Consider the following 24,833-nt stretch of genomic DNA (forward strand, 5'->3'; position numbering starts at 1 on the left):
TTCGTAGGAGCGGGCCATGCCCGCGATGCTTTTTTGGACCAACGACGGAGAGCATCGCGGGCGTGGCCCGCTCCTGCAAGCGCGAGAGCGTGCTCAGCTAAAGTCGTAGTTCATCAGCGGTCCCGGCGCCGCCAGGAAGTTGCCTTCCACGTAATCCACATTAGCGGTGAACAGGAAGGCCATCGTCGCCGCATCCTGCACATGCTCGGCCACGGTCAGGATGCCCAGGGCCTGCGCGCGCTCTGCGATCTCGCGGATCTTCTGCTGGTGTTCGGCATTGCGGCCCAGGTCCTCGCTGAAGACGCGGTCGATCTTGAGGAAGGTGGGCTGGAAGTGCGACAGCAACTGGAACGAATCCAGGCCCGCGCCGAAATGCTCCAGGCCCACGTGGCAGCCCAGCTTGGCCGCGGCGGTCTGGAAGGCCTGCGCCTGGCGCAGGTGGGTGAACACCTTGGCCTCCGGCGTCTGCAGCCACAGGCGGTCGCCGGGCACGTCGTGCGCGGCCAGCTGCCGGGCGATGAGGTCGAGCAGGCGGTTGTCGGCGAAGGACGCCGGGCTGACCTTGACCACCATGCGCGTGTCGTGGCCGTTGCGCTTGCGTTCGGCCAGGACCTCGATGGCGCGGTTCACCACCCAGCGGTCGATGGCATCGAGCAGGCCGTTGTCCTCGGCGATGCCGATGAAGGACTGCGGCTGCACGATCTCGCCGTTGGACTCCAGGCGCAGCAGCGCCTCGTAGACCTCGCCGGGCTCGGCCTGCAGGCTGACCACGGGCTGGTAATGCAGGCGGAAGCTGTCGTCCTGCAGCGCTTCGCGCAGCCGCTGGATCCAGTTCTGCACGCGCTCTTCCTCGGCGCGGTCCACGGCGCCCGGGTCGAAGATCTCGAAGCGGTTGCCGCCCAGGTTGGTGGCGGCCTGCAGGCAGTCCGTCGCGCGCGTCAGCACGGGGCCGACGCTGGCGATCTTCTCGCCGATCTGCACGCCGCCCAGGCTGGCGGTCACCGAGGCCGAGCGTTCGCCCACATTGAACACGTGCGAGGCATAGGCCGCGCGGAGCTTCTCGGCCAGGGCGGCGGTATGGGCGTGGTTGCCGCGCAGCAGAACGGCGAACGTGCGCTCGCCGAAGCGGGCCGCGATGCAGCTGTCGTCCAGCTTTTCGGACAGGCGCGCCGCCAGCGCGGCGGCCAGGTCGTCGGCCGAATCGATGCCAATGTCGGCCAGCAGGCGCTGGTAGTGGTCGGGTTCGACCAGCAGCAGGCCGTACTGGTCTTCGCCGCGGGCCACCGCGGCCACCGCCGTCTCCAGCTCGCGCAGGAAGGTGGGGCGGTTGAGCAGGCCGGTGACCATGTCGCGCTGGCGCAGATCCTCCACCTCGCGGGCCAGTTCGGGATCGAACTCCTCGCGGCGGCGGAACACCACCTGCACGCAGGGCTCGCCCTCGTAGGTGGCGGTGGCGAATTCCAGCGTGGCCGGGAAACTGTCGCCGTCCAGGCTGCGCGCTTCCAGCTCGAAGCGCGGCGGCGGCGGTTCGCCCTTGCTGAGCTTCTTCAGCAGGGCCTTGAAGTCGCTGACGTACTGCGGACCCACCAGGTCCAGCAGCGACAGGCCTTCCACATCCTCGAACGACTCGAAGCCGAACATCTCCAGGTAGGCATCGTTGGCCCGGATGTGCATGCCTTCGTGGATGTAGGCGATCGGGTCGCGCGATGACGAGATCAGTGCGTCGCACCGGCGCTCGGTCTCGCGCATCTGGCCTTCCAGGCGGCGCTGCGAACGGCGCGCGTCCAGGTCGGCCCACTCCCGCCGCAGTACGGTCAGCACGTGGTCCGGCCGCCCGCGCAGGGCGACCGCGCGTGCGCCGGCCGCCTGGTCGGCCAGCAGGTCGGTCTCGGTGATGGCATCGGCCAGCACGATGACGGGGATGTCCTTGCCGCTCCCGTCCACCTGTGCCAGTACCGTGGCCAGCGGGATGCCCTTGGCGGTGCGGGAGGCCAGCAGCAGGTCCATGGGCTGGGACGCCACCATCTGTCCCAGTTCGCCGGCGTCGAGCGGCCGCAGGGGGCGCACGGCGATGCCGCCGTTGCGCAGGGTGGACACGATGGCCTCGGCGTCTTCGGCGCTGTCGTCCACGAGGGTCAATCGAAGGGTGGTGTCTTTGCCGATCTGCATGCAGCGGGTCCGCCGGGGGTGCGGGTTTAATACACGAAGGGGCGCGAAGCGTCCAATGCACGCGTCGCAGATGCGGCGGCGCGTCGCAGCCTGCGGCCTAGAGCGGACGCTTGCCGGTGTCGCCGGGGATCTCGCGCACCAGTCGGGGCACGAGGTAGCCGGACAGCCGGGCGGCCAAGCCGGCGTGGAGCGCGCGTGCATGCGCGTCGTCCACTTCGAAGTGGGCCACGCCGGCGACCCGGTCGAGCTGGTGCAGGTAGTAGGGCAGCACGCCGGCCGCGAAGCCGCGTTCGCTCAGTGCGGCCAAGGCGTCCACGCTGTCGTTCACGCCACGCAGCAGCACGGCCTGGTTGAGCAGGTGCACGCCGGCCGCGCGCAGGCGCCCGAGCGCCGCGTCGACGGTGCCGTCGAACTCGTTGGCGTGGTTGGCATGGACCACGAGGGTCACCGGCCAGGGCAGGGTCGAAAGCCAGCCCATCAGGCCGTCATCGACGCGCTCGGGCACCACGATGGGCAGGCGGCTGTGGATGCGCAGGCGGCGCAGGTGGGGAATATCCGCCAGCGCGCTGGTCAGTTCGGCCAGCTTGCCGTTGGACAGCGACAGCGGATCGCCACCGGAAAGCAGCACCTCTTCGATCGAGGCGTCCTGGCGGATGAGGTCGACAGCCTCGCGCCAGCCGTCGCGGGCCGCGGTTTCCTCCGCATAGGGGAAGTGGCGACGGAAGCAGTACCGGCAGTGGATCGCGCAACTGCCCGTAGCCACCAGCAGGGCACGGCCGCGGTACTTCTGGATGACGCCGGGCGCGGTTTTCGCCGCGCCGTCGCCCACCGCGTCCAGGTCGAAGCCCGGCATGGGGCGCATCTCGTCGTCCAGGGGCAGGACCTGGCGCAGCAGCGGATCGCGCGGGTCGCCGCGGCGCATGCGGGCCACGAAGCCACGCGGCACCCGCAGCGGGAACTGGGCCATCGCTTCGTCCGACAGGCGCGGGGCCAGGCCGTCCAGCCCCAGCAGGTCCAGCAGTTCGCGCGGATCGCGCACGGCCTCCCGCAGGGCCTGCTGCCAGCGGACGGGCACCAGCGCGGCAGGCTGTCGGGGTTCGGAGGCTGCGGTTATCATGTCGGGTCTGAAAACAAGCACCCGCCGGGTCCGGCGGGTTCCCCATTCTATCCGGCCGGCCGTGTCCCGCGGCGGGTTTGTCTCACCCCAAGGAGTTTATCCATGGCCAGTTACGGCATGAACGATGTCAAGAACGGGATGAAGATCCTCGTCAACAACGAGCCTTCCGTCATCACCGACACCGAGTACGTGAAGCCGGGCAAGGGCCAGGCGTTCACGCGCGTGAAGTACCGCCAGATCCGCACCGGCCGCGTGCAGGAAATCACCATGAAGAGCACCGACTCGGTCGAGGCGGCGGACGTGGTGGACACCGACATGCAGTACCTGTATTCCGACGGCGAGTACTGGCACTTCATGCAGCAGGAAACATTCGAGCAGGTGCAGGCCGACAAGGCCGGCATGGCCGGCGCCGAGAAGTGGCTCAAGGGCGAGGAGCAGTGCGTGGTCACGCTGTACAACGGCACCCCGATCCAGGTGACCCCGCCGAACTTCGTCGAACTGAAGATCGTAGAGACCGATCCGGGCGTGAAGGGCGACACCGCCGGTACCGGCGGCAAGCCGGCCACGCTGGAAACCGGCGCGGTCGTGCGCGTGCCGCTGTTCGTCGGCCAGGACGAGATCATCAAGGTCGACACGCGCTCGGGCGACTACGTCAGCCGCGTGAAGTGATGGAGCATCTTGCGCTGTATCTGGGCGTCTGGGCGGTGGGCGTGCTGCTCGCCGGCCTGGGCGTGATGCTGTGCTGGAATGCGACCCTGCCGCGGCTGTTCCCCAGCGTGCCGCGGCTGGGCTACGGGCGCGCCCTGGCCCTGATGCTGCTGTGCTGGCTGCTGTTCGGCGCCGGTGCCATCGGGCTGACCTACACGCTGGGATTCTGAGCCGAGGCCCCATGAGCGACCGCATCCCCGAAGCCTGCGACCTGTTGATCGAAGCCGGTTTCGTGGTGCCGGTCGTCCCGCACGGGGTGGTGCTGGAACACCATGCGGTCGCCGTGACCGGCGGCCGCATCGTGGCGGTCCTGCCGGTGCCGGAGGCGCGCTTGCGCTTCGCGCCGCGCGAGACGGTGTCGCGCCCGGATGCGGCGCTGATCCCGGGCCTGGTGAACGCGCATACGCACAATCCGATGACGCTGCTGCGCGGCGTCGCCGACGACCTGCCGCTGAAGGTCTGGCTGCAGCAGCACATCTGGCCGATAGAGGCGGCCGTGATCGGCCCGGACTTCGTCGCCGACGGCATCACCCTGGCGATCGCCGAGATGCTCCGTGGCGGCACCACCTGCGTCAACGAGAACTACTTCTTCCCCGACGTGCAGGCGGCCACCTACAAGCGCCACGGCTTCCGCGCGCGCGTGGGCCTGCCGGTGATCGACTTCCCCACCGCGTGGGCGGCGTCGGACGACGAGTACTTCGACAAGGCCGACGAGGTGCACGACCAGTGGCGCGACGACGCCCTGATCGCGACCGCGTTCGCCCCGCATGCGCCGTACACCGTCAACGATGCGAACTTCGAACGCGTGCGCATGCTGGCCGACCAGCTGGACATTCCCGTGCACCTGCACCTGCACGAGACCGCGCAGGAAGTCGAGCAGTCGCTGGAAAAGCACGGCCAGCGTCCGATCGCCAGGCTGGACCGGCTGGGGCTGGTCAACGAGCGGCTGATCGCCATCCACATGACCCAGCTGACCGAGGCCGAGATCCATCTGTGCGCCGAGCGTGGCGTCAGCGTGGTGCATTGCCCGGAATCCAACCTCAAGCTCGCCTCCGGCTTCTGCCCGGCCTGCGCGCTGGAACGGGCGGGTGTGAACCTGGCCATCGGCACCGACGGCTGCGCCAGCAACAACGATCTGGACATGTTCAGCGAAACCCGCACCGCGGCCCTGCTGGCCAAGGCGGTGGCGCAGGATGCCGCGGCACTGGATGCGTTCAGCGCGCTGCGCGCGGCCACCCTGGGCGGGGCGAAGGCGATCGGCTTCGACGACCGCGTCGGCTCCATCGAGCCGGGCAAGGAGGCCGACCTGGTGTGCGTGGACCTGTCCGCGCTGGAAACCCAGCCGCTGCATCACGTGGTGTCCCAGCTCATCTACGCCACCGGGCGCCAGCAGGTCAGCGACGTCTGGATCGCAGGCCGGGCCCGGCTGCGGCAGCGCATGCTGGTGGATATCGACATCGAAGGCGTCCTGTCCAACGCGCGCCAGTGGCGCGAGCGGATCGCCGGCATCCGTCTTTCCTGAGCCATGCGTGACGGCGTCATGGCCGGCATCGTCTTACAATGACGGCATGACCACCTCGACTGCGCCCCGCGACGACAATTTCAGCCAGGCCGAACTCGACAAGTTCGGCGCATTGGCCAACCGCTGGTGGGACCCCGATGGTCCCCAGAAGGCGCTGCACGCGCTGAATCCGGTCCGCCTGCAGTATGTGCGCGACCGGGCACGTCTTGCCGGCGCGACCGCGCTCGACGTTGGCTGTGGCGGCGGATTGCTGAGCGAAGCCCTTGCAAGCGAGGGTGCTCAGGTCACCGCGATCGACCTGGCGCCGGAACTGGTGAAGGTGGCGCGACTGCACCGGCTGGAATCCGGTGTGCAGGTGGACTACCAACTGCGCTCGGTGGAATCGCTGGCCGAGGAGCGGCCCGGCAGCTTCGACGTGATCACCTGCATGGAAATGCTGGAGCACGTGCCCGATCCAACGTCCATCATCCGCGCCTGCCATGCACTGCTGAAGCCGGGCGGGCAGCTGTTCCTGTCCACGCTCAACCGCACGCCGGCGGCGTTCGCCCTAGCGATCGTCGGCGCGGAATACGTCGCCCGCCTGCTACCGAAGGGCACGCATCACTACAAGGAATTCATCCGTCCGTCGGAACTGGCCTCGTGGCTGCGCGATGCAGGGCTGCAACTGCAGGACGTGTCCGGCCTGGCCTACGAGCCGTGGCGGCAGCGCGCACGGCTGAGTACGCGCACCGACGTGAACTACCTGGCCTGCGCGGTGAAGCCGTGACGTCGGCGGGGTTCCCGCGTGCCGCCCTGTTCGACCTGGACGGCACGCTGCTGGACAGCGCGCCGGACATGCTGGCCACCGCCAACAGGATGCGCGCCTCGCGGGGCATAGCGCCGATGACGCTGGACCTGTTGCGGCCGCATGTCTCCAAAGGGGCGCGTGCCATGCTGGCCGCGGCGTTTCCGGAGATGGAACAGGGTCCCCGCGAAGCGCTGGTGCCCGAATTCCTGGCGATCTACCGGGAAGAGCTGGGACGGCACAGCGTGCTGTTCGACGGCGTGGCCGCGATGCTGGCCGCGCTCGAAGCGGCGGGCAGCACCTGGGGCATCGTGACCAACAAGCCCGAATACCTCGCGCGCGCTATCCTGCCCCAGTTCGGCTGGGATACGCGTTGTGCGGTACTGATCGGCGGCGACACGCTGGCCGAAAAGAAGCCGCACCCGTTGCCGCTGCAGGTCGCCGCCGAACGCATCGCCATCGCCATCGCCGACTGCGTCTACGTAGGCGACGACGAGCGTGACATCCAGTCCGCCCGTGCCGCCGGCATGCCGTCGGTCGCAGCGCTGTGGGGCTATCGCCAGGCGCATGAGGAGCCGGCGCTGTGGTTGGCCGACGTGATGGTGGGAGTGCCCGCTGCGCTCATCGATCCGTCGGCATGGCCTTCGGCCCGGAGTCTCGTGGGAGCGACGTAAGTCGCGACCGCACGATCGCAGTCCTCCGCTGCCTGCGCGCACCCGCATCCCGGTCGCGACTTGCCAGTACCGGCATGCCGGTACTCCTCCTACAGGGTTCCACTGCATGTCCGATTCCGCCGCCCTCGACAGCTTCCTCGACAAATGGCGTGCACGCTGGCCCGAGTGGTCGGTGGGCGAGATCTTCGTCGTGCCGGAGCGACGCGACATCGTGGTGGCATGGTTCGCGCTGTTGCAGGAGTTCGAGGACGTGCTGAACATCGCCGGCGACCCGCTGCCGGCGGACGCCAAGCTGGCCTGGTGGGGCGAGGAACTGCGCGGCTGGGCCTCGCAACGTTCGCGTCATCCGCTCGGCCGTCGCCTCGAACCGGTGCGCGCCGACTGGGCGCGGCTTGCCGACGCGTTGCCCACGCTTGCAGAAGCTCGCACGGTACCGCGGGATCGCGAGGCGGGCTTCGCCGCGTTGTCGCGTTATGGCGAAGCGGTTGCTGTCGTGGAGAGCGGGGTGCTGGGTCACATGCCCGCCTCGCAGGCCATCGTCGCGGAGATGCTGTCTGCCCGCTTGATGGAGGTCGGCGGCGTGGCCGTGCCGGTGAACCTGCGGCAAGGCGCGGATGAAGCGGGCCAGCTCAGGGCCTGGGCCACCGCGTTGCTCGAAGCCTGGCCCCCGCGCGACGGCGCGCGCGAGCGTCGCCTGCTGTCCGCATATATGCATGGCCGCCTTCTCCGTTTCGCGCGCCGGGGCGAACCTGCGCCGCTGCCGTCGCGGGCCTCTCTGCTGTTCACCGGCTGGCGCGCCGCGCGCGGCGGCTGAAGGGCCCGCTTATCGCGCCGATAGGTTCGGAAGCATGCTGTAACGGACTGTTTCATCGAGCGATTCGGGGGCAGGGGGTACAATGCGCGGCATCCACTCCCCCGTGCATGACGATGGCTCCCTCGCTCCCCGCGGCGCCCCGCGCCGATCTTCCCGATGTCGCCCACCAGCGCGTGCCGCTGGCGCGCCCCCTGGACTGGGTGGGCATGGAGAACATCGCGTTGCCGGTCCGCCTGCCGGACGGGCAGGGTGGGCAGCTGCAGGTGGCCGCCAGCATCGACCTGTCGGTGAACCTGGCCCATGCCGATGCGCGCGGCATCCACATGTCGCGTCTCTACCTGGAACTGCAGGACGGTCTGGCGCGCGAGTCCATCACGCCTGCCGGCCTGCGCCACCTGCTGCAGACCAGCGTGGACTCGCAGGCCGGGCTGGCCACGCAGGCCCGGCTGCGTATCCGCTACGAGGCGCTGCTGCAGCGGAAGGCGCTGGAAAGCGATTACGCCGGCTGGAAGCGCTACCCGGTCGAGATCGAGGCCGCACTGGCCGACGGTCATCTCCTGCTGGCGCTGTCGTTCGCCGTCGAATATTCCAGCACCTGTCCGGCCTCGGCCGCGCTGTCGCGCCAGGCCAACGCCGAGCGCTTCGCCGAGGATTTTGCAGCGGCACGTCCGCTGTCGGTCAACGTGGTGCACGACTGGCTCGCGTCCGAGCGCGGCCTGGCTGCCACGCCGCATGCGCAGCGCAGCCGGGCCAGTGTGCGTGTGGAGTTGCGGCCGCAGTTCGACGAGTTGCCGTTGGTGACGCTCGTGGACGCCATCGAAGCCGCGCTGGGCACGCCAGTGCAGACCGCGGTGAAGCGGGTGGACGAACAGGCCTTCGCCCGCCTCAACGCGGAAAACCTGATGTTCTGCGAAGACGCCGCGCGCCGCGTGGCCTCGGTACTGGCGAACGATCCGCACATCGCCCGTTACGACGCCACGGTGGCGCACTACGAGAGCCTGCATCCGCACGATGCGGTGGCCCGGGTCAGCGGCAGCAACGATTGAGGCCTCGGTTGCCGGATGTGGGAGCGACGTGAGTCGCGATCGCCCTCAAAGCAAAGCTTCGCGACTTACGTCGCTCCCACAACGGCAGGGTGGGTTACTTCCCGCGTTCGAGTACCAGCAGCGGATCGATACGCGTATCGAACCAGTTCATTCCCCAGTGCAGATGCGGTCCCGTCGCACGCCCGGTGGCGCCCACGGCTCCGATGACCTGTCCCGGTTCGATCCGGTCGCCCACCTTCACGTCGATGCGTGACAGGTGCAGGAAATTGGAACTGACGCCATGGCCATGGTCCAGCAGCACGGTGCCACCGGTCAGATAGAGGTCGGGCGACGCGAACGTCACCACGCCACCGGCCGGCGCTCTCACCGGTGTCCCGTCCGGTGCCGCGATGTCCATGCCCGAGTGGCCCGCGCCGGGCTGGCCGTTGTAGACGCGCGCATTGCCGAAGCGGCCGCTGATGCGCCCCTGCACCGGCCACTGGAAAGGAAGCGCGAAGTCGGTGCGCTCATCGTCGCGCTCGCGCGCGGCGGTGACGAGCGCCTGCTCGCGCTGGATGCGCGCGGCGATCTCCGGCGGTGGATTGACGGTCTTCGGTGGCACGCCGTTGACATGTTCGACCGGCCAGTCGCGCGGCGTCACTGCGATGCTGACGGGTTCCACGCGGCCCGAGGGCAGGGTGACATCGACCTTCAGCGGGCCGGTCTCATCGCGGCCCACGCCGAACGCGACGGTGCCGTAGCCCGTGGCGCGCAACAAGCGTTCGCGGTAGCGCACCTGGCTGCCCGGTGGCACCTTGCCGAACACCAGCGCGCCCTGCGGCACGCTGGCGGGAAACACGACACGCTCTTCCTGTGGAACCGGGGCTGCCGGCCCCACGTCCTGCGCAACGACGAGCGGTACCCAGCCGGCACAGACAGCGGCGAACAGCGCCGCGACGATCAACTTCAACGCGCGAACTCCAGGCGCTGGCCGTTGGGTGTGCCGACCAGATGCTGGCCATTCCAGACCATGCGGCCATTGACCCAGGTGGCGCCGATCCGCGAACGGAACGTGCGGCCCTCGAACGGCGACCAGCCGACCTTGGACAGCACGTCCTCGCGCTTCACCGTGAACGGCTCGTCGTCGATCAGCACCAGGTCGGCGAAATAGCCTTCGCGCAGGTAGCCGCGATCCTTCACGTCGAACAGCTGCGCCGGGGCATGGGCGAACTTCTGCACCACGCGGGCGACGTCCATGCGGCCTTCGTGCACCAGTTCCAGGGCGGCCACCAGGGCGTACTGCACCAGCGGCAAGCCCGAGGGCGCCTGAACGTAGGGCTTTTCCTTCTCTTCCAGCGTGTGCGGGGCATGGTCGGTGGCCAGCACATCGACCACGTCGTCCACCAGCGCCTTGATCAGCGCTTCGCGATCGCCGGCATCCTTGATGGCGGGATTGCACTTGATCAGGTTGCCCAGCGCGGCGTAGTCGGCACGGTCGAAGCGCAGGAAATGGATGCAGGTCTCGGCGGTGATCTGCTTGCACTTGCCATCGGGCTGCACCAGCGGGCCCGGCGTGAACAGCGCCAGTTCGTCGGCCGTGGAGATGTGCAGCACGTGCAGACGGGTGCCGTGCCTGCGCGCCAGCGACATCGCCAGACGGGTGGACGTGATGCAGGCCTCGCGGCTGCGGATGTCGGGGTGGTGCTCGGCACTCAGCGCATCGCCGTACTTGGCCTGGAATGCCGCCAGGTTGGCGTCGATGGTCGGCGTGTCTTCGCAGTGGGTGATGATCGGCGTGGGCGCTTCGCGGAAGATCGCGTCCAGTGTGTCGGGATTGTCGACCAGCATGTTGCCGGTGGACGCGCCCATGAACACCTTGATGCCCGGCGCGGTCTTCGGGTCGAGCGTGCGGATCGCCTCCAGGTTGTCGTTGCTGGCGCCCAGGTAGAAGCCGTAGTTGCCCCAGGCGCGTCCCTTCGCGCGCTGGTACTTGTCTTCCAGCGCGGCCGCGTCCAGCGTCGGCGGGCTGGTGTTGGGCATGTCCATGAACGTGGTCAGGCCGCCGGCGACCGCCGCGGCGGATTCGGTGGCCATGTCGCCCTTGTGCGGCATGCCCGGCTCGCGGAAGTGCACCTGGTCGTCGATCATCCCCGGCAGCAGCCAGCGTCCGGCGGCATCGATCACCGTATCGTCGCCCTGGGGCCGGATTTCGGCTGCGATGCGGGCGATGCGTCCGTTCTCGATGCGCAGGTCGCCTTCGGTGACGCGACCTTCGTTGACCAGGCGGGCATTGACGATGACGGTGGCGGGCATCAGTGGTGTCCTGAACAGGAGTGGGTGGGGGAGGCGCCGTCGCGGGCAGGGACCGGGTCGTGCCCGCCGGGGTGCAGGGGATGGCAGCGGCCGATCCGGCGAAGGGCCAGCCAGCCGCCCCTGAACGGTCCGAACCGTCCGATTGCCTCCATCGCGTACTCCGAGCACGAAGGCACGAACCGGCAGCGCGGCCCCAGCAGCGGGCTTATGAAGCGCTTGTAGCCCTTCAACAGCAGGATGAGCAGACGGGCGAGCATGTTCCGATGATACCGCGTCGGGTTGCCGCTGCCCGCCGGGTAGGCTATAAAAGCGCGCTTTCCCGATGCTCGGGAAGAACAAGGAAGCGTTGTTCGTGGCTGCGAAGAAACCTGCGAAGAAGGCCGCCAAGGCCGCCAAGAAGCCCGTTCAGGCCGTCGCCAAGAAGCCTGCCGCGAAGAAGGTTGCCGCCAAGAAACCGGCTGCAAAGCCGGCGGCCAAGAAGGCGGCGCCCAAGCCTGCTGCCAAGAAGGCCGTCGCCAAGAAGGCGGTACCGGCCAAGAAGCCGGTCGCCAAGCCGGCGGTGAAGAAGGCCGCACCCGCCAAGAAGGCGGTTGCCAAGCCGGCCAAGCCTGCCGTCGCCAAGAAGCCCGCGCCGGCGCCCAAGGCGACCGCCGCCAAGGCTGCTCCGGTGAAGGCACCGGCCAAGGCCACGAAACCCGCTCCTGCCAAGCCCGCACCGAAGCCTGCCGCCAAGCCGGCTCCGGCAAAGTCCGCCCCCACCGCGGCTGCGACCAAGACTCCCGTGCCTGCGCCCGCCCCCAAGGCGGCAGTCCAGGCCCCGGCGCCCGCCGCCAAGGTTCCGTCCCCCCCGAAGCCTGTGCCAGTCCCGAAACCGAATACCAAGACCGCCAAAGCCACGTCCACCGCCGAAGCCCCCGTGAGTCCCCGTCCCGCCGCCACCCGCCCGATCGGCAAGGTCGCGGTCGCCGTGGCCGCCCGGCCTGCGGCGCCGGTCGTGCGCGGCAAGGTGAAAGAAGTGCCCTACAAGACCGATGAAGCCACCGGCCGTCCCATCGTGCCGACCGGCTACAAGCCCTCTCCCGAAGAGGAGTACATGAGCCCCTTGCAGCTCGAGTACTTCCGTCAGCGCCTGCTGCAGTGGCGCGCCGACCTGGTGGAGGAATCCAAGCAGACCATCGAGAACCTCAAGGACGAAGTCCGCGATATCGGCGATGAAGCCGAGCGTGCGACCCGCGAGACCGAGAACTCGCTGGAACTGCGCACCCGCGACCGCTACCGCAAGCTGATCGGCAAGATCGACAGCACGCTCAAGCGCCTCGAAGGCGGCGATTACGGCTACTGCGTCGACACCGGCGAAGAGATCGGCCTGGATCGCCTGGAGGCGCGCCTGACCGCCGAGCGCACCATCGACGCCCAGGAGCGCTGGGAGCATCTGCAGAAGCAGCAGGGCGACTGAGTCCTGCATCCAGCGCATGGAGAACCCCGCCTTGGCGGGGTTTTTCTTTTCCGGCCCGGACGATCTTGGCCTACTGCAGTTCGCGCAGGTCCAGCCGCCGCAGCCGGGGTGCCTTCCATGCCGTGATGCCGGCGACGGAGAGGATGGCGAAGCCGCCGAGGATCACCGCGGGCACCAGTCCCAGCAGCCTGGCCATCGTGCCCGCGTAGAACGCGCCCAGTTCGTTCGACGAACTGACGAAGATGCCGTTGATCGACGACACCCGGCCGCGCATCTCGTCGGGCGTGGACAGCTGCAGGATGGTCGAACGCACCACCACCGACACACCGTCGCACATGCCGTAGAACAGCAGGATGGCCGCCGACAGCCAGAAGCTGCGCGACAGGCCGAACGCGATGACGGCCAGTCCGAAACCCGCCACCGCGAACAGCAGCACGCGGCCGGCGTGCTGCTGCAGCGGATGGCGTGCCAGCCACAGGCCCACGCACACCGAACCCGCCGCCGGCATCGCACGCAGGATGCCCAGGCCCTCGGGGCCGTGGTGCAGGATGTCGTGGATGAACGCCGGCAGCATCGCCACCACGCCGCCCAGCAGCACCGAAAACATGTCCAGCGCCATCGCACCCAGCATGATCTGGTTGTTCCACACGAAGCGCGCGCCCTGCGCGATGCTGGCGAAGACGGGCAGGCTGACCGCAGGCGGTCCGGGCTCCTCCACGCGCAGCCGGGCCAGCACGATGCCCGCGAGCAGTGCGAACACCACCGCCATCGCGTACGAGAGGGTCTTGCCGCCGAATCCCACCAGCACGCCACCCAGGGCGGGGCCGGTGACCAGCGCGGCCTGGAAGATCACGCTGCCCAGGCCCGCAGCGCGCACGAAGTCCTCGCGCGGCAACACCTTCGCGAACAGGGCGTTGTAGACCGGGCTGAGGAATGAGCGCGCCATGCCGGTCAGTGCGATGGCGGCGTAGATCGGCCATGTGCCGTCGAACGGCAGCCGGCCGGCCGCCACCGCCACCAGGATCACCGCCGTGGTCGCCAGCGCGCCGCAGGCGATCATGCCGGTCCGCCGTCGTGGCAGGTGGTCGACCAGATAACCGGCGAAGGGTGCCACGCAGAAGAACGGCAGGACCTCGGCCAGCCCGACCAGGCCCAGCGAGAACGGATCGCGGGTCAGTTCATAGATGTGCCAGCCGACCGTGACGGCGACGATCTGGTACGACAGCAGTGCACAGATGCGGTACGCCAGCACCGCCGCGTAGCCGCGGTTGCGCAGCAGCGAGAAGGCGGAGCGGGACCCGGCTTCGCTCACTTCGCGTTGATGGCCGTCTCGCGGATGAAGGCCAGCAGCGAGGCCAGGCCGTTGCTGCGGGTGGGCGAGAGATGCTTGGCCAGGCCGATGTCGGCGATGTAGTCGGGCGTGGTGTCCAGGATCTCTGCGGCGGAGCGGCCCGAATAGACGCGCAGCGCCAGGAAGATCAGCCCCGACACGATCGCCGAGTCGCTGATGGCATGAAAGTCCAGTCGCGCCGCATCGCCCTCGGGCACGATCCAGACCATCGACTGGCAACCGAGCAGGCGGTGCTCCTCGCGCTTCCATTCCTCAGGGAACGGCGGCAGCTTGCGGCCCAGGTCGATCAGGTACTGGTAGCGTTCGGACCAGTCGCCGAAGAAGGCGAACTCGTCCTTGATGGCCGCTTGCGCGTCGGCGGCGGTGGGTTCGAGCGGGAAGACGGTGTCGGTCATGGTGTTATCGGTCAGGTCCGGCGTTCAGAGCTTCTTTTCCCCCGGCGGGAGAAGGAAAAGAAGGCATCCACGCCCGCTTCCAGCGCACGCCCTGCGGCGTGTCTTCCAGCAGGATGCCCTCGGCCGCCAGCTGGTCGCGGATGGCATCGGAACGGGCGAAGTCGCGGGACTTCTTCGCCGCTGCTCGTTCGTCGATCAGCGCCTGGATGCGGGCGTCGTCGTCGCTGGACGCGCCGCGACCGAACCATGCGGCGGGATCCTGCTGGAGCAGGCCCAGCACGCGGCCGGCAGCGAGGAGCTCGCCCTTCAGGCGCTGCCTGTCCGCATCGGTGGAGGCTTTGCGCGCCTCGGCGGCGATGCGTGCGACTTCGGCCAGCGCCTGCGGCGTGTTGAGGTCGTCGTCCAGCGCATCCTCGATGACCGGGGGTGTCGCAGGCGTTGCGTCCACATCGCCAAGATCACGCAACGTCCCATAAAGCCGGTCCAGCGTGTTCTTCGACTGTTCCACCAGCGCTTCGGACCAGTCCAGCGGCTGCCGGTAATGGGCAGAGAGCAGCGCGTAGCGCAGCGCTTCCGGCGGGTGCTGCTGCAACAGGTCGTGGACCTTCTCGATGTTGCCCAGCGACTTGCTCATCTTGGCGCCGCCGAAGTTGAGCATGCCGTTGTGCACCCAGAAGCGCGCGAACGTCTTGTGCGAGCCGTCGGCGTGCTTGTGCGCGCATTCGCTCTGCGCCACTTCGTTCTCGTGGTGCGGGAACTGCAGGTCCACGCCACCGGCATGGATGTCGATGGTCTCGCCCAGGTGGGCGGCGGCCATCGCCGAGCATTCGATGTGCCAGCCGGGACGGCCGACGCCCCAGGGCGAGTCCCAGCCCGGCAGGTCCGGCGTGGAGGGCTTCCACAGCACGAAGTCGCCCGGGTCGCGTTTGTAAGGGGCCACGTCGACGCGGGCGCCGGCCAGCATCTCGTCGGGATCACGGCGCGAGAGCTTGCCGTAGTCCGGGAAGCTTGCCACCGAGAACAGCACGTGACCTTCGGCGGCATAGGCGTGGCCGCCGGCGATCAGCCGCTCGATCATCGCGATGATGTGGGCGATATGGTCGGTGGCGGCGGGTTCGATGTCGGGCGCGAACTCGCCGGTCACGCCCAGCCCGGCCATGTCCTCGCGATAGGCGGCGGCGTAGCGGCCCGTGATGGCCGAGATCGGCACGCCCAGTTCCCGGGCGGCGGCGTTGATCTTGTCGTCCACATCGGTGATGTTGCGTGCGTAGCGCAGGCCGCCGTAGCGCCGGCGCAGCAGCGCGGCCAGTACGCCGAACACCACCGGCCCGCGGGCATTGCCGATATGGACGTAGTTGTAGACGGTGGGCCCGCACACGTACATCGTGGGAACGGGGCCGAGCGGTTCGAAATCCTCGACCCGACGGGTGAGGTTGTTGTGCAGGCGCAGGGTCATGGAGGCGGGGCAGGGGGAAAGCCGGTCGATTCTACCTTCTGCGTCGAAGCCAGGGGTCGGTGCGGGCTGGCGACGCCGATGTTCAGCCCCACTCAAGGCGCGGTCCCTACACTGTGACACCGGGATACCACTTTCAGGCCACATGCACCGCCTCCGCTCCGCCTTCGCCCTGTCCTGCCTGCTGCTCGCCGCGCCCGTCGTGGCGCAGGAGCGGGTGGTGCCTGCCGAAAACGTCCGCCTGGACTACGCGCAGGTGTTGAGCGTCGAGCCGGTGTACCAGACCCTTCGGGCCACCCGCACCGAGCAGCGCTGCGACGAGGTGCCTGCGCCCAAGCCGGAACGGCCTGCGCAGGAAGAAAGTCGCTGGAACAAGGTGGTCAGCTCCGTGCGGGGCTGGTTCGGCGGTGAGGACGAGGCGGATGCGCCCCCGGTGGCGCCGCCCACACCCACGGTGAAGGTCAATTGCAGGGTGGTGCCGGTCGAACGCGAATTCCAGCGACCCATCGCCTACGACGTGGACTACATCTACAAGGGCGTGAAGTACCGCTCACGCCTGGCGGAAGACCCGGGCAACCGCCTGCGCATCCGCATCTCTGTGGTGCCCTACGTGGCGCCGGCCCAGCCGACGGCCAGCGGGCCCTGATTTTCGAGCACGGTTGCACACGCAACCGAATCCGTCCTTGCGCTGCGCCGCAGCACATGCGAGCATTCGCGCCCATGAAGATGAACGCACACGCCCATGCCGACAGCGCGGCCCGACAGGCCTCGGGCATGACGTCGCGTGCGCGTCGACCGGAATCCTGCATCTAGCTGGGTAGCCCGGACGTTTTCGCCTGTTCGCCGGAACCCAGCCAGAGGCTGGGTTTTTTCGTTTCTGAAGCCCGTTTTGCCACATTCCCGACACCAGGATGCCGTCATGAAGCACTTCTTGAACACGCAGGACTGGAGCCGCAGCGACCTCGACGCGCTGCTGACCCAGGCTGCTCTCTACAAGCAGCACAAGCTGGGCGACGCACTGAAGGGCCGGTCCATCGCGCTGGTGTTCTTCAATCCGTCCATGCGTACCCGTACCAGCTTCGAACTGGGCGCCTTCCAGCTGGGTGGTCACGCCGTGGTGCTGCAGCCGGGCAAGGACGCATGGCCCATCGAGTTCAACCTGGGCACGGTGATGGATGGCGACACCGAGGAGCACATCGCCGAGGTCGCGAAGGTGCTGGGCCGTTACGTGGACCTGATCGGCGTACGCGCGTTCCCGAAGTTCATCGACTGGGCTTACGACCGTCAGGACATCGTGCTGAAGTCCTTCGCCAAGTACTCGCCCGTGCCGGTGATCAACATGGAGACCATCACCCATCCCTGCCAGGAGCTGGCGCATGCGCTGGCGCTGCAGGAGCACTTCGGCACGTCAGACTTGCGCGGCAAGAAGTACGTGCTCACCTGGACCTACCACCCCAAGCCGCTGAACACCGCCGTGGCCAACTCCGCGCTGACCATCGCCACGCGGCTGGGTATGGACGTGACCCTGCTGTGCCCCACGCCGGACTATGTGCTGGATGAGCGCTACATGGGCTGGGCCGAGCAGAACTTGGCCGAGAGTGGCGGTTCGCTGCGTGTCAGCCACGACATCGAAAGCGCGTATCGCGGTGCCGACGTGGTCTACGCAAAGAGCTGGGGTGCGCTGCCGTTCTTCGGGAACTGGGAGCCGGAGAAGCCCATCCGCGACCAGTACAAGCACTTCATCGTCGACGAGGCGAAGATGGCTCTGACCAACAACGGCGTCTTCAGCCATTGCCTGCCGCTGCGCCGCAACGTGAAGGCCACCGATGACGTGATGGATTCGCCGCAGTGCATCGCCATCGACGAAGCCGAGAACCGCCTGCATGTGCAGAAGGCCATCATGGCCGCCCTGATGCAGCAGTGAGCGGAGAGGAGTGAGGAGTGAGCGAAAGCGCTCGCCCGCCGCTCCCCCCGCGACCCCGCTTCTACTCACTCCTCACTCCTCTCCACGCACTCCTCCCACACCCATGAACCAGTCCAAAGACATCGTCCTCGCCTTCTCCGGCGGCCTCGACACCAGCTTCTGCGTGCCCTACCTGAAGGAACGCGGCTGGAACGTCCATACCGTGTTCGCCGATACCGGCGGCGTGGATGCCGAAGAACGCGCCTTCATCGAACAGCGCGCCGCTGAGCTGGGCGTGGCCAGTCACGTCACCGTCGATGGTGGCCCGGCGATCTGGGAGGGCTTCGTCAAGCCGTTCGTGTGGGCGGGGGAGGGCTACCAGGGCCAGTACCCGCTGTTGGTATCCGACCGTTACCTGATCGTCGACGCCGCGCTTAAGCGGGCCGCCGAGCTGGGCACCAACGCCATCGCGCACGGTTGCACCGGCATGGGCAACGACCAGGTACGTTTCGATCTGGCGGTGAAGGCCAGCGGCGACTACCGCATCGTGGCGCCGATCCGCGAGATCCAGAAGGAACACACGCAGACCCGAGCCTACGAACAGGCCTACCTGGAAGAGCGCGGCTTCGGTGTGCGCGCCAAGCAGAAGAGCTACACCATCAACGAGAACCTGCTGGGCCTGACCATGTCCGGCGGCGAGATCGACACCTGGTCGGCTCCGGGCGAGGGCGCCCGTGGCTGGTGCGCGCCCCGTGCCGAATGGCCGGTGGAACCGTTGCGGGTGACGGTCGGCTTCAGGAACGGCGAGGCGGTCAGCCTGGACGGACAGCCCGTCGCCGGCGCCGCGCTGCTGGCGAAATTGAACGCGCTGTTCGCGCCCTATGGCGTGGGCCGCGGCGTGTACACGGGCGACACCGTGATCGGCCTGAAGGGGCGCATCGTGTTCGAAGCGCCGGGTCTGGTGTCGCTGCTGGCCGCGCACCGCGCGCTGGAAGAAGCCGTGCTGACCAAGCAGCAGAACCGCTTCAAGCCCGAGATCGCACGCAAGTGGGTCGAGCTGGTGTACGAAGGCTTCTACCACGATCCGCTGAAGGCGGATCTGGAAGCCTTCCTGCAGTCCTCGCAGGCTACCGTCAACGGCGAGGTGATGCTGGAGACCCGCGGCGGCCGCGTCGACGCAGTGGCGGTGAAGTCCCCGCATATCCTCAACGCCAAGGGCGCGACCTACGCGCAGTCGGCGGATTGGGGGGTCGAGGAGGCCGAGGGCTTCATCAAGCTGTTCGGCATGAGCTCGACCCTGTGGGCCGAGATCAACCGCTGAGTCTTCGGGAAAAGCCCTGCTGTCATTCCAGCGCAAGCTGGAATCCAGTTTGATTCTGCTTCGGACGCTCCAGAAGCAAAAACAAGATGGATCCCGGCGTACGCCGGGATGACGTTCGAAACGACGACGGTCCACGGACACACACCATGCTGCCATCCGTTCTCCAGCACCTCGACAAGCTGGTGTCCTTCGACACCCGCAACCCGCCGCGCGACATCGGCACCGAGGGGATCTTCGACTATCTGCGCACGCAGTTGCCGGATTTCCGCATCGAGATAACCGACCACGGCGCCGGTGCGGTGTCGTTCTTCGCCGTGCGCGGGCGGCCGAAGCGGGTGTTCAACGTGCACCTGGACACCGTGCCGTCCTCGCCGGCGTGGAGCGCCGATCCGCACGTGCTGCGCATCGAAGGCGACCGTGCCATCGGCCTGGGTGCCTGCGACATCAAGGGCGCAGCCGCCGCGCTCGTGGCCGCCGCGCAGGTGACGAAAGGCGACGCTGCGTTCCTGTTCACGACGGACGAGGAAGCGAACGATGCGCGCTGCATCGCGGCCTTCCTGGCGCGCGACCACGGATTCGGCGAAGCCATCATCGCCGAGCCCACGCAGTGCCAGGCCGTGCTGGCGCATCGCGGCATCAGCGCTGTTCGCATGGCGTTCAAGGGCCAGGCCGGGCACGCCTCCGCCGAGAATGCGCTCTCGCTCAGTGCGCTCCACAATGCGATGCGCTGGGGCACATCGGCGCTGGATTTCGTGCAGGCCCAGCATCACCTGCGTTTCGGCGGCCTGACCGGCCTGCGCTTCAATATCGGACGGGTCGAAGGCGGCATCAAGGCGAACATGATCGCGCCCAGTGCCGAAGTCCGTTTCGGTTTCCGCCCACTGCCGTCGCAGGATCCGGCCGAGTTGCACGCCACGTTCCGTGGCTTGGCCAATGCCGATGCGCTGGCCGAGTACGAAGAGACCTTCCGCGGCCCGTCGCTGCCATCGGGCGATGTGGCCCGTGCGGAGGAACGCCGCCTGGCCGCGCGGGACCTGGCCGACGAGCTGGGCCTGCCGATCGGCAATGCGGTGGATTTCTGGACGGAAGCCTCGCTGTTCTCCGCGGCCGGCCTGACCGCCTTCGTCTACGGTCCCGGCGACATCGCCCAGGCACATACCGCCGACGAGTGGGTATCGCTGGAACAGTTGCAGCGGTACGCCGAGAGCGTGGCAAGGATCCTCCAATAACACCGTAGGGCGGGCCTCGGCCCGTCATGCGCAATGATGATGACGGCGGGCCGAGGCCCGCCCCACGAAAGCAAGAGACATGGAATCGAACAAGCAAACCCGCCAGACCATCATTCGCCTGCTGTCCAGCATGGCCAGCGCGAAGGAGATCTCGCAGTACGTCAAGCGCTTCTCGCAGCTGGACGCCAAGCGTTTCGCCGTGGTGAAGGTCGGTGGGGCCGTGCTGCGCGACGATCTCGAATCGCTGACGTCCTCGCTGACCTTCCTGCAGGAAGTCGGCCTGACGCCGATCGTTGTGCATGGCGCGGGGCCGCAGCTGGACGAGGAAATGACGGCGGCGGGCATCACCAAACAGACCGTCAACGGCCTGCGCGTGACCACGCCGGAGGTGCTGGCCATCGTGCGCAAGGTGTTCCTGCAGCAGAACCTGGCCCTGGTGGAAGCGCTGCAGCAGGTCGGTGCGCGCGCGACCTCCATCGTGTCCGGCGTGTTCGAGGCCGAGTACAAGGACCAGGCCACCTACGGGCTGGTCGGCGATGTCACCCGCATCAACCAGGCCCCGATCGAGGCCAGCCTGAAGGCGGGCTCCATTCCCGTCATCGCCAGCATGGGCGAGACCGTCGGCGGGCAGATCCTCAACATCAATGCCGACTTCGCCGCCAACGAACTGGTGCAGGTGCTGCAGCCGTACAAGATCATCTTCCTGACCGGCACCGGTGGCCTGCTGGATGCGGAAGGCCGGGTGATCGATTCGATCAACCTGTCGACCGAATACGACGAACTGATGGCGCAGCCGTGGATCAACGGCGGGATGCGGGTGAAGATCGAGCAGATCAAGGATCTGCTGGACCGCCTGCCGCTGACCTCGTCGGTGTCCATCACCAAGCCTGCCGAACTGGCCAAGGAGCTGTTCACCCATCGCGGTTCCGGAACGCTGGTGCGGCGCGGCGAGCGCGTGCTGCGGTTCGAAGGCAGCTGGGACGGCGTGGACCTGGCACGACTGAAGACGCTGATCGAATCCAGCTTCGGCCGCACGCTGGTGCCGGACTACTTCCAGCGCACCACGCCTTACCGCGTCTACATCAGTGAGAACTACCGCACCGCGCTGATCCTCACGCGGGAGGAGGGCTTCGCTTACCTGGACAAGTTCGCCGTGCTGGACGATGCACAGGGCGAGGGCCTGGGGCGCGCCGTCTGGCACGTGATGCGCGAGGAGAATCCGCAGCTGTTCTGGCGCTCGCGCCACAACAACCAGGTGAACATCTTCTACTACGCCGAATCCGATGGCTGCTACAAGCAGGAGAAGTGGAAGGTGTTCTGGTACGGCATCGAGGATTTCGCCGACATCGAGCGCTGCGTGGCCCACTGCCGCACGCGCCTGCCGACGCTGAAGGACTGACCATGGCGATCGACGACCTGCCGCCCGCATGGCGTGAGGTGCCCACCCTGGCGGGGCGGCATGCGCACCTGGAGCCGATGGCGCATGCGCACGTCGACGGCCTGCGTGCGGCCCTGGCGGGCGACGCGCTTGCCGCGCTGTGGTTCACCCAGGTGCCGACGGCGGCCCGTGTGGACGCATATGTGGACGCTGCGCTGGCGGCGCAGGCCGATGGGCGCGTGCTGCCGTTCGTGGTGCGCGATGCGCAGGGACGCGTCGTTGGTAGCACCCGGTTCTACGGAATGGAAGCGGACGTGCCCAAGCTCAGCATCGGCTACACCTGGTACGCGCCGGATGTGCAGCGGACCGGTGTCAATACCGAAGCCAAGCTGCTGCTGCTCACGCATGCGTTCGAGACATTTGGCTGCATCAGCGTGGTGTTCGAGACCAGCTGGTTCAACCACCGTTCGCGTGCCGCCATCGCCCGGCTGGGCGCCAAGCAGGACGGCGTCCTGCGCAACCACAAGCGCCACTCCGACGGCTCCCCGCGGGACACCGTCGTCTTCTCGATCATCGACGGCGAATGGCCGGCGGTGAAACGCAACCTGCTGGCCAAGCTGGCACGGCACGAACAGGATTCCCCATGAGCACCTCCAAGACCGTCGGCATCGTCGGCGCCCGCGGGCACACAGGCGCCGAGCTGATCCGCCTGATCGCGTGCCATCCGCACCTCGAACTGGCGTTCGTGTCCTCGCGCGAGCTCGATGGACAGAAGGTCAGCGACCATATCCCGGAGTTCTCCGGCGAACTGCGCTACGAGAACCTGAGCCACGAACAGGTGGGCGGCAACGGCGCGGATGCGGTGATCCTGGCGCTGCCCAACGGCAAGGCCGCTGAGCTTGTCGCGGCCATCGACGCGCAGGCGCCGGATACCGTCGTGGTCGACCTGTCCGCCGACTACCGTTTCGACGAGCGCTGGTACTACGGCCTGCCCGAACTGACCCGGCAGAAGTATGCGGGACAGAAACGCATCAGCAATCCGGGCTGCTATGCCACCGCCATGCAGCTGGCCATCGCCCCGCTGAAGGACCGCCTAGCCGGTCCGCCGCAGTGCTTCGGCGTGTCCGGCTATTCCGGCGCAGGCACCACGCCGTCGGACAAGAACAACATCGAACTGCTGCGCGACAACCTGATGCCCTACGCGCTGGCCGACCATCTGCACGAGCGCGAGGTCAGCCGCCAACTCGGTCTGCCGGTGGAGTTCATGCCGCACGTGGCGCCGCACTTCCGTGGCATCACCATGACGGTGAATCTGTGGCTGCAGACGGCGATGAAGATCGAGGACATCCGCGCGCTCTATCGCGAGCGCTATGCGGGCGAACCGTTGATCCAGGTGCTGGACGAGGCGCCCTGGGTCAGCCGCATCGCCGGCCGGCACGGCGTGGAGATCGGCGGCTTCACCCTGGCCCCCGGCGGCAAGCGTCTGGTCGTGGCCGCGACCCTGGACAACCTGCTCAAGGGCGCGGCGACGCAGGCGATGCAGAACCTCAACCTGGCGTTCGGCCATGAAGAGCTCGAAGGCGTGCCTTTGTAGGAGCGCCCTCGGGCGCGATCATGGGTCGTAGAAAAGCATCGCGCCCGAGGGCGCTCCTACAGTTCTATGGAGATTTCGATGACGAATCTGTTGTGGCAGAAGCCCGGCGTGGCGGTGGATGCGGAGATCCAGCGTTTCCTTGCAGGTGACGACGTGGTGCTGGATCGCGAGTTCTTCCTGCACGACATCCAGGCGAGCACCGCGCATGCCGAAGGCCTGCAGCGCATCGGCATCCTGTCGGGCGACGAACTGGCCGGGTTGAAGCGCGAACTGGCGATCCTTGCCGAGGATTTCCAGCGCGGCGACTTCGTGCTGGATGAGCGTTTCGAAGATGGCCACTCCGCCATCGAGGCGCGGCTGACCGAACGTCTGGGCGATGCCGGCCGCAAGATCCATACCGGACGCAGCCGCAACGACCAGATCCTGGTGGCCACGCGGCTGTGGCTGAAGGAAAAGCTGGCCCGCGTGGCGGTGCTGTCGCGCGAGATCGCCAAGGTGGCGCTGGACCGCGCGCAGGCCGAACGCGACCTGCCGATTCCGGGCTACACCCATATCCAGCGCGCCGTCGTATCGTCTGCCGGCATGTGGTGGGCGGGCTGGGCGGAAGCCTTCATCGACAATGCCATGCGCGCGCGCGACACGCTGAAGCTGGTGGATGCCAATCCGCTGGGCACCGCGGCGGGCTACGGCGTCAACCTCAAACTGGACCGCGAGCACACCACCGCCGCGCTGGGCTTCGCGCGCATGCAGGTCAGCCCCCTCTACGCGCAGCTCTCGCGCGGCAAGTTCGAACTGGCTGCGCTGGAAGCGCTGGGCGGCGCCACGCTGGACCTGCGCCGCATCGCGTGGGACCTGTCGCTGTTCACCAGCGCCGAGTTCGGCTTCGTCGCGCTGCCGGCGCAGTACACCACCGGCAGTTCGATCATGCCGAACAAGCGCAATCCCGACGTCATCGAACTGATGCGCGCCACCCATGCCAGCGTCGCGGCAGCACGGATGGAGATCGAACAGCTGCTGTCGCTGCCGTCGGGATACCACCGCGACCTGCAGGCCAGCAAGGGCGCCATCTTGCATGGCTTCGGCCGTGGATTGCCGGCGCTGGAACTGCTGCCGGCGCTGCTGGCGAACCTGGAATGGCGCGGGGACCGGCTGCGTGCGGCGATCGATTCGGGCATGTATGCCACCGATGTCGCCGTCGAAGCGGCGGTGGCAGGGGTCCCGTTCCGCGAGGCCTACAAGGCGGCCGCCGCATCCGCGGACAGCGCAGGGCAGGGGCGCACACCGGAGGGCAGCCTGGCCGCGCGGACATCGCCGGGCGCCGCGGCGGACCTGCGCCTGGATGCCCTGATCGTGCGATGGGAGGCGTTGTGACGCGCTACCTGGTCATGGCGATGCGTCGGCCGTCGTTCGACGAAGCGGTGATCGCGCCGCACCTCGCCTTCCTCGAAGAACTGCGCGCGATGGGGCAGTTGGAAATGACCGGCGGTTTCAGCGACAGGTCGGGCGGCGCCTACGTGCTGGTGAACGTATCCTCGCTGGACGAGGCGCGGGCGGTCGCGGCCCGCGATCCCCTGGCGCTGACCGGCACTTCCGACCTTACCGTGTACGAATGGAACACCCGCTGATC

Annotated in this window: 25 protein-coding genes; 17 read left to right on the forward strand and 8 right to left on the reverse strand. The window is 67.9% G+C overall.

Annotated elements, in window-relative coordinates; translation table 11 throughout:
• Positions 1–93: 93 nt before the first annotated feature.
• Together IAE60_RS11055 and epmB are read right to left on the reverse strand one after the other, a co-directional pair.
• Complete coding sequence (locus IAE60_RS11055) at positions 94–2,169, reverse strand: EAL domain-containing protein (protein ID WP_187572281.1); 2,076 nt, start codon at positions 2,167–2,169, stop codon at positions 94–96.
• Between the two features lie 97 nt (positions 2,170–2,266).
• Positions 2,267–3,286 carry an EF-P beta-lysylation protein EpmB gene (gene epmB, locus IAE60_RS11060; protein WP_187572282.1) on the reverse strand — a complete coding sequence of 340 codons (1,020 nt, stop codon included), beginning with the start codon at positions 3,284–3,286 and terminating at the stop codon, positions 2,267–2,269.
• A gap of 102 nt (positions 3,287–3,388) precedes the next feature.
• Between epmB and efp the strand changes: the two genes are divergently transcribed.
• The 7 genes from efp (at position 3,389) to folE2 (ending at position 8,834) form a co-directional block, all read left to right on the forward strand.
• Positions 3,389–3,955: an elongation factor P gene (gene efp / locus IAE60_RS11065; RefSeq protein ID WP_162108939.1), complete on the forward strand. Its 567-nt coding sequence runs from the start codon at positions 3,389–3,391 to the stop codon at positions 3,953–3,955.
• Positions 3,955–4,164, forward strand: coding sequence for a hypothetical protein (locus IAE60_RS11070; protein WP_185895857.1), 210 nt, complete (start codon positions 3,955–3,957; stop codon positions 4,162–4,164). Before efp ends, IAE60_RS11070 begins: the two co-directional genes overlap by 1 nt.
• A gap of 11 nt (positions 4,165–4,175) precedes the next feature.
• Entirely contained in the window at positions 4,176–5,516 is a 1,341-nt protein-coding gene (locus IAE60_RS11075; protein ID WP_187572283.1) for a TRZ/ATZ family hydrolase, read from the forward strand.
• Positions 5,517–5,562: 46 nt separating this feature from the next.
• The gene (gene ubiG, locus IAE60_RS11080) at positions 5,563–6,282 is read left to right on the forward strand and encodes a bifunctional 2-polyprenyl-6-hydroxyphenol methylase/3-demethylubiquinol 3-O-methyltransferase UbiG (RefSeq protein ID WP_187572284.1); all 720 of its coding nucleotides are present in this window, start codon (positions 5,563–5,565) and stop codon (positions 6,280–6,282) included.
• Positions 6,279–6,974, forward strand: coding sequence for a phosphoglycolate phosphatase (locus tag IAE60_RS11085; protein ID WP_187572285.1), 696 nt, complete (start codon positions 6,279–6,281; stop codon positions 6,972–6,974). The genes ubiG and IAE60_RS11085 overlap by 4 nt, the downstream gene beginning before the upstream one ends.
• Before the next feature lie 106 nt (positions 6,975–7,080).
• Complete coding sequence (locus IAE60_RS18960) at positions 7,081–7,788, forward strand: isoprenoid biosynthesis enzyme family protein (RefSeq protein ID WP_338052556.1); 708 nt, start codon at positions 7,081–7,083, stop codon at positions 7,786–7,788.
• A 107-nt stretch (positions 7,789–7,895) separates the two neighbouring features.
• Complete coding sequence (folE2, locus tag IAE60_RS11095; RefSeq protein WP_244966555.1) at positions 7,896–8,834, forward strand: GTP cyclohydrolase FolE2; 939 nt, start codon at positions 7,896–7,898, stop codon at positions 8,832–8,834.
• 94 nt (positions 8,835–8,928) lie between these two features.
• Here folE2 and IAE60_RS11100 read toward each other — a convergent pair whose 3' ends face one another.
• From IAE60_RS11100 to yidD, 3 genes are all read right to left on the reverse strand, one after another.
• On the reverse strand, positions 8,929–9,711 hold the full coding sequence (locus tag IAE60_RS11100) for a M23 family metallopeptidase (protein ID WP_244966726.1): 783 nt from the start codon (positions 9,709–9,711) through the stop codon (positions 8,929–8,931).
• Positions 9,712–9,779: 68 nt separating this feature from the next.
• Positions 9,780–11,126: a dihydroorotase gene (locus IAE60_RS11105; protein ID WP_187572286.1), complete on the reverse strand. Its 1,347-nt coding sequence runs from the start codon at positions 11,124–11,126 to the stop codon at positions 9,780–9,782.
• Positions 11,126–11,383: a membrane protein insertion efficiency factor YidD gene (gene yidD / locus IAE60_RS11110; protein WP_162108947.1), complete on the reverse strand. Its 258-nt coding sequence runs from the start codon at positions 11,381–11,383 to the stop codon at positions 11,126–11,128. The genes IAE60_RS11105 and yidD overlap by 1 nt, the downstream gene beginning before the upstream one ends.
• A gap of 95 nt (positions 11,384–11,478) precedes the next feature.
• Here yidD and dksA point away from each other — a divergent pair, with 95 nt between their 5' ends.
• The gene (gene dksA / locus IAE60_RS11115; RefSeq protein ID WP_187572287.1) at positions 11,479–12,582 is read left to right on the forward strand and encodes an RNA polymerase-binding protein DksA; all 1,104 of its coding nucleotides are present in this window, start codon (positions 11,479–11,481) and stop codon (positions 12,580–12,582) included.
• Positions 12,583–12,652: 70 nt separating this feature from the next.
• On the opposite strand, the gene IAE60_RS11120 is transcribed toward dksA, so the two are convergent.
• Genes IAE60_RS11120 through cysS form a run of 3 tightly spaced genes read right to left on the reverse strand, consistent with a single transcriptional unit; the run spans position 12,653 to position 15,784 of the window.
• On the reverse strand, positions 12,653–13,894 hold the full coding sequence (locus tag IAE60_RS11120; protein ID WP_187572288.1) for an MFS transporter: 1,242 nt from the start codon (positions 13,892–13,894) through the stop codon (positions 12,653–12,655).
• A complete protein-coding gene (locus tag IAE60_RS11125) occupies positions 13,891–14,328 on the reverse strand; it encodes a SufE family protein (protein WP_187572289.1) in 438 nt (145 codons plus the stop codon). Before IAE60_RS11125 ends, IAE60_RS11120 begins: the two co-directional genes overlap by 4 nt.
• Before the next feature lie 4 nt (positions 14,329–14,332).
• On the reverse strand, positions 14,333–15,784 hold the full coding sequence (gene cysS / locus IAE60_RS11130; protein ID WP_187572290.1) for a cysteine--tRNA ligase: 1,452 nt from the start codon (positions 15,782–15,784) through the stop codon (positions 14,333–14,335).
• Between the two features lie 142 nt (positions 15,785–15,926).
• Here cysS and IAE60_RS11135 point away from each other — a divergent pair, with 142 nt between their 5' ends.
• The 9 genes from IAE60_RS11135 to IAE60_RS11175 all read left to right on the forward strand — a co-directional run bounded on the left by IAE60_RS11135 (position 15,927) and on the right by IAE60_RS11175 (position 24,831).
• On the forward strand, positions 15,927–16,427 hold the full coding sequence (locus IAE60_RS11135; protein ID WP_187572291.1) for a hypothetical protein: 501 nt from the start codon (positions 15,927–15,929) through the stop codon (positions 16,425–16,427).
• A gap of 273 nt (positions 16,428–16,700) precedes the next feature.
• Complete coding sequence (locus tag IAE60_RS11140) at positions 16,701–17,705, forward strand: N-acetylornithine carbamoyltransferase (protein ID WP_187572292.1); 1,005 nt, start codon at positions 16,701–16,703, stop codon at positions 17,703–17,705.
• Positions 17,706–17,808: 103 nt separating this feature from the next.
• Complete coding sequence (locus IAE60_RS11145; protein ID WP_187572293.1) at positions 17,809–19,005, forward strand: argininosuccinate synthase; 1,197 nt, start codon at positions 17,809–17,811, stop codon at positions 19,003–19,005.
• Between the two features lie 146 nt (positions 19,006–19,151).
• Positions 19,152–20,234, forward strand: coding sequence for an acetylornithine deacetylase (locus IAE60_RS11150; protein ID WP_187572294.1), 1,083 nt, complete (start codon positions 19,152–19,154; stop codon positions 20,232–20,234).
• Between the two features lie 79 nt (positions 20,235–20,313).
• The gene (locus IAE60_RS11155) at positions 20,314–21,633 is read left to right on the forward strand and encodes an acetylglutamate kinase (protein WP_187572295.1); all 1,320 of its coding nucleotides are present in this window, start codon (positions 20,314–20,316) and stop codon (positions 21,631–21,633) included.
• A 2-nt stretch (positions 21,634–21,635) separates the two neighbouring features.
• The gene (locus IAE60_RS11160) at positions 21,636–22,259 is read left to right on the forward strand and encodes a GNAT family N-acetyltransferase (protein WP_187572296.1); all 624 of its coding nucleotides are present in this window, start codon (positions 21,636–21,638) and stop codon (positions 22,257–22,259) included.
• The gene (gene argC / locus IAE60_RS11165; RefSeq protein ID WP_187572297.1) at positions 22,256–23,206 is read left to right on the forward strand and encodes an N-acetyl-gamma-glutamyl-phosphate reductase; all 951 of its coding nucleotides are present in this window, start codon (positions 22,256–22,258) and stop codon (positions 23,204–23,206) included. The genes IAE60_RS11160 and argC overlap by 4 nt, the downstream gene beginning before the upstream one ends.
• Before the next feature lie 78 nt (positions 23,207–23,284).
• Positions 23,285–24,577: an argininosuccinate lyase gene (locus IAE60_RS11170; RefSeq protein ID WP_187572298.1), complete on the forward strand. Its 1,293-nt coding sequence runs from the start codon at positions 23,285–23,287 to the stop codon at positions 24,575–24,577.
• Entirely contained in the window at positions 24,562–24,831 is a 270-nt protein-coding gene (locus tag IAE60_RS11175; protein ID WP_187572299.1) for a YciI family protein, read from the forward strand. The genes IAE60_RS11170 and IAE60_RS11175 overlap by 16 nt, the downstream gene beginning before the upstream one ends.
• Positions 24,832–24,833 lie beyond the last annotated feature (2 nt).

It is taken from the genome of Pseudoxanthomonas mexicana, assembly GCF_014397415.1.
Lineage (GTDB): Bacteria > Pseudomonadota > Gammaproteobacteria > Xanthomonadales > Xanthomonadaceae > Pseudoxanthomonas_A > Pseudoxanthomonas_A mexicana.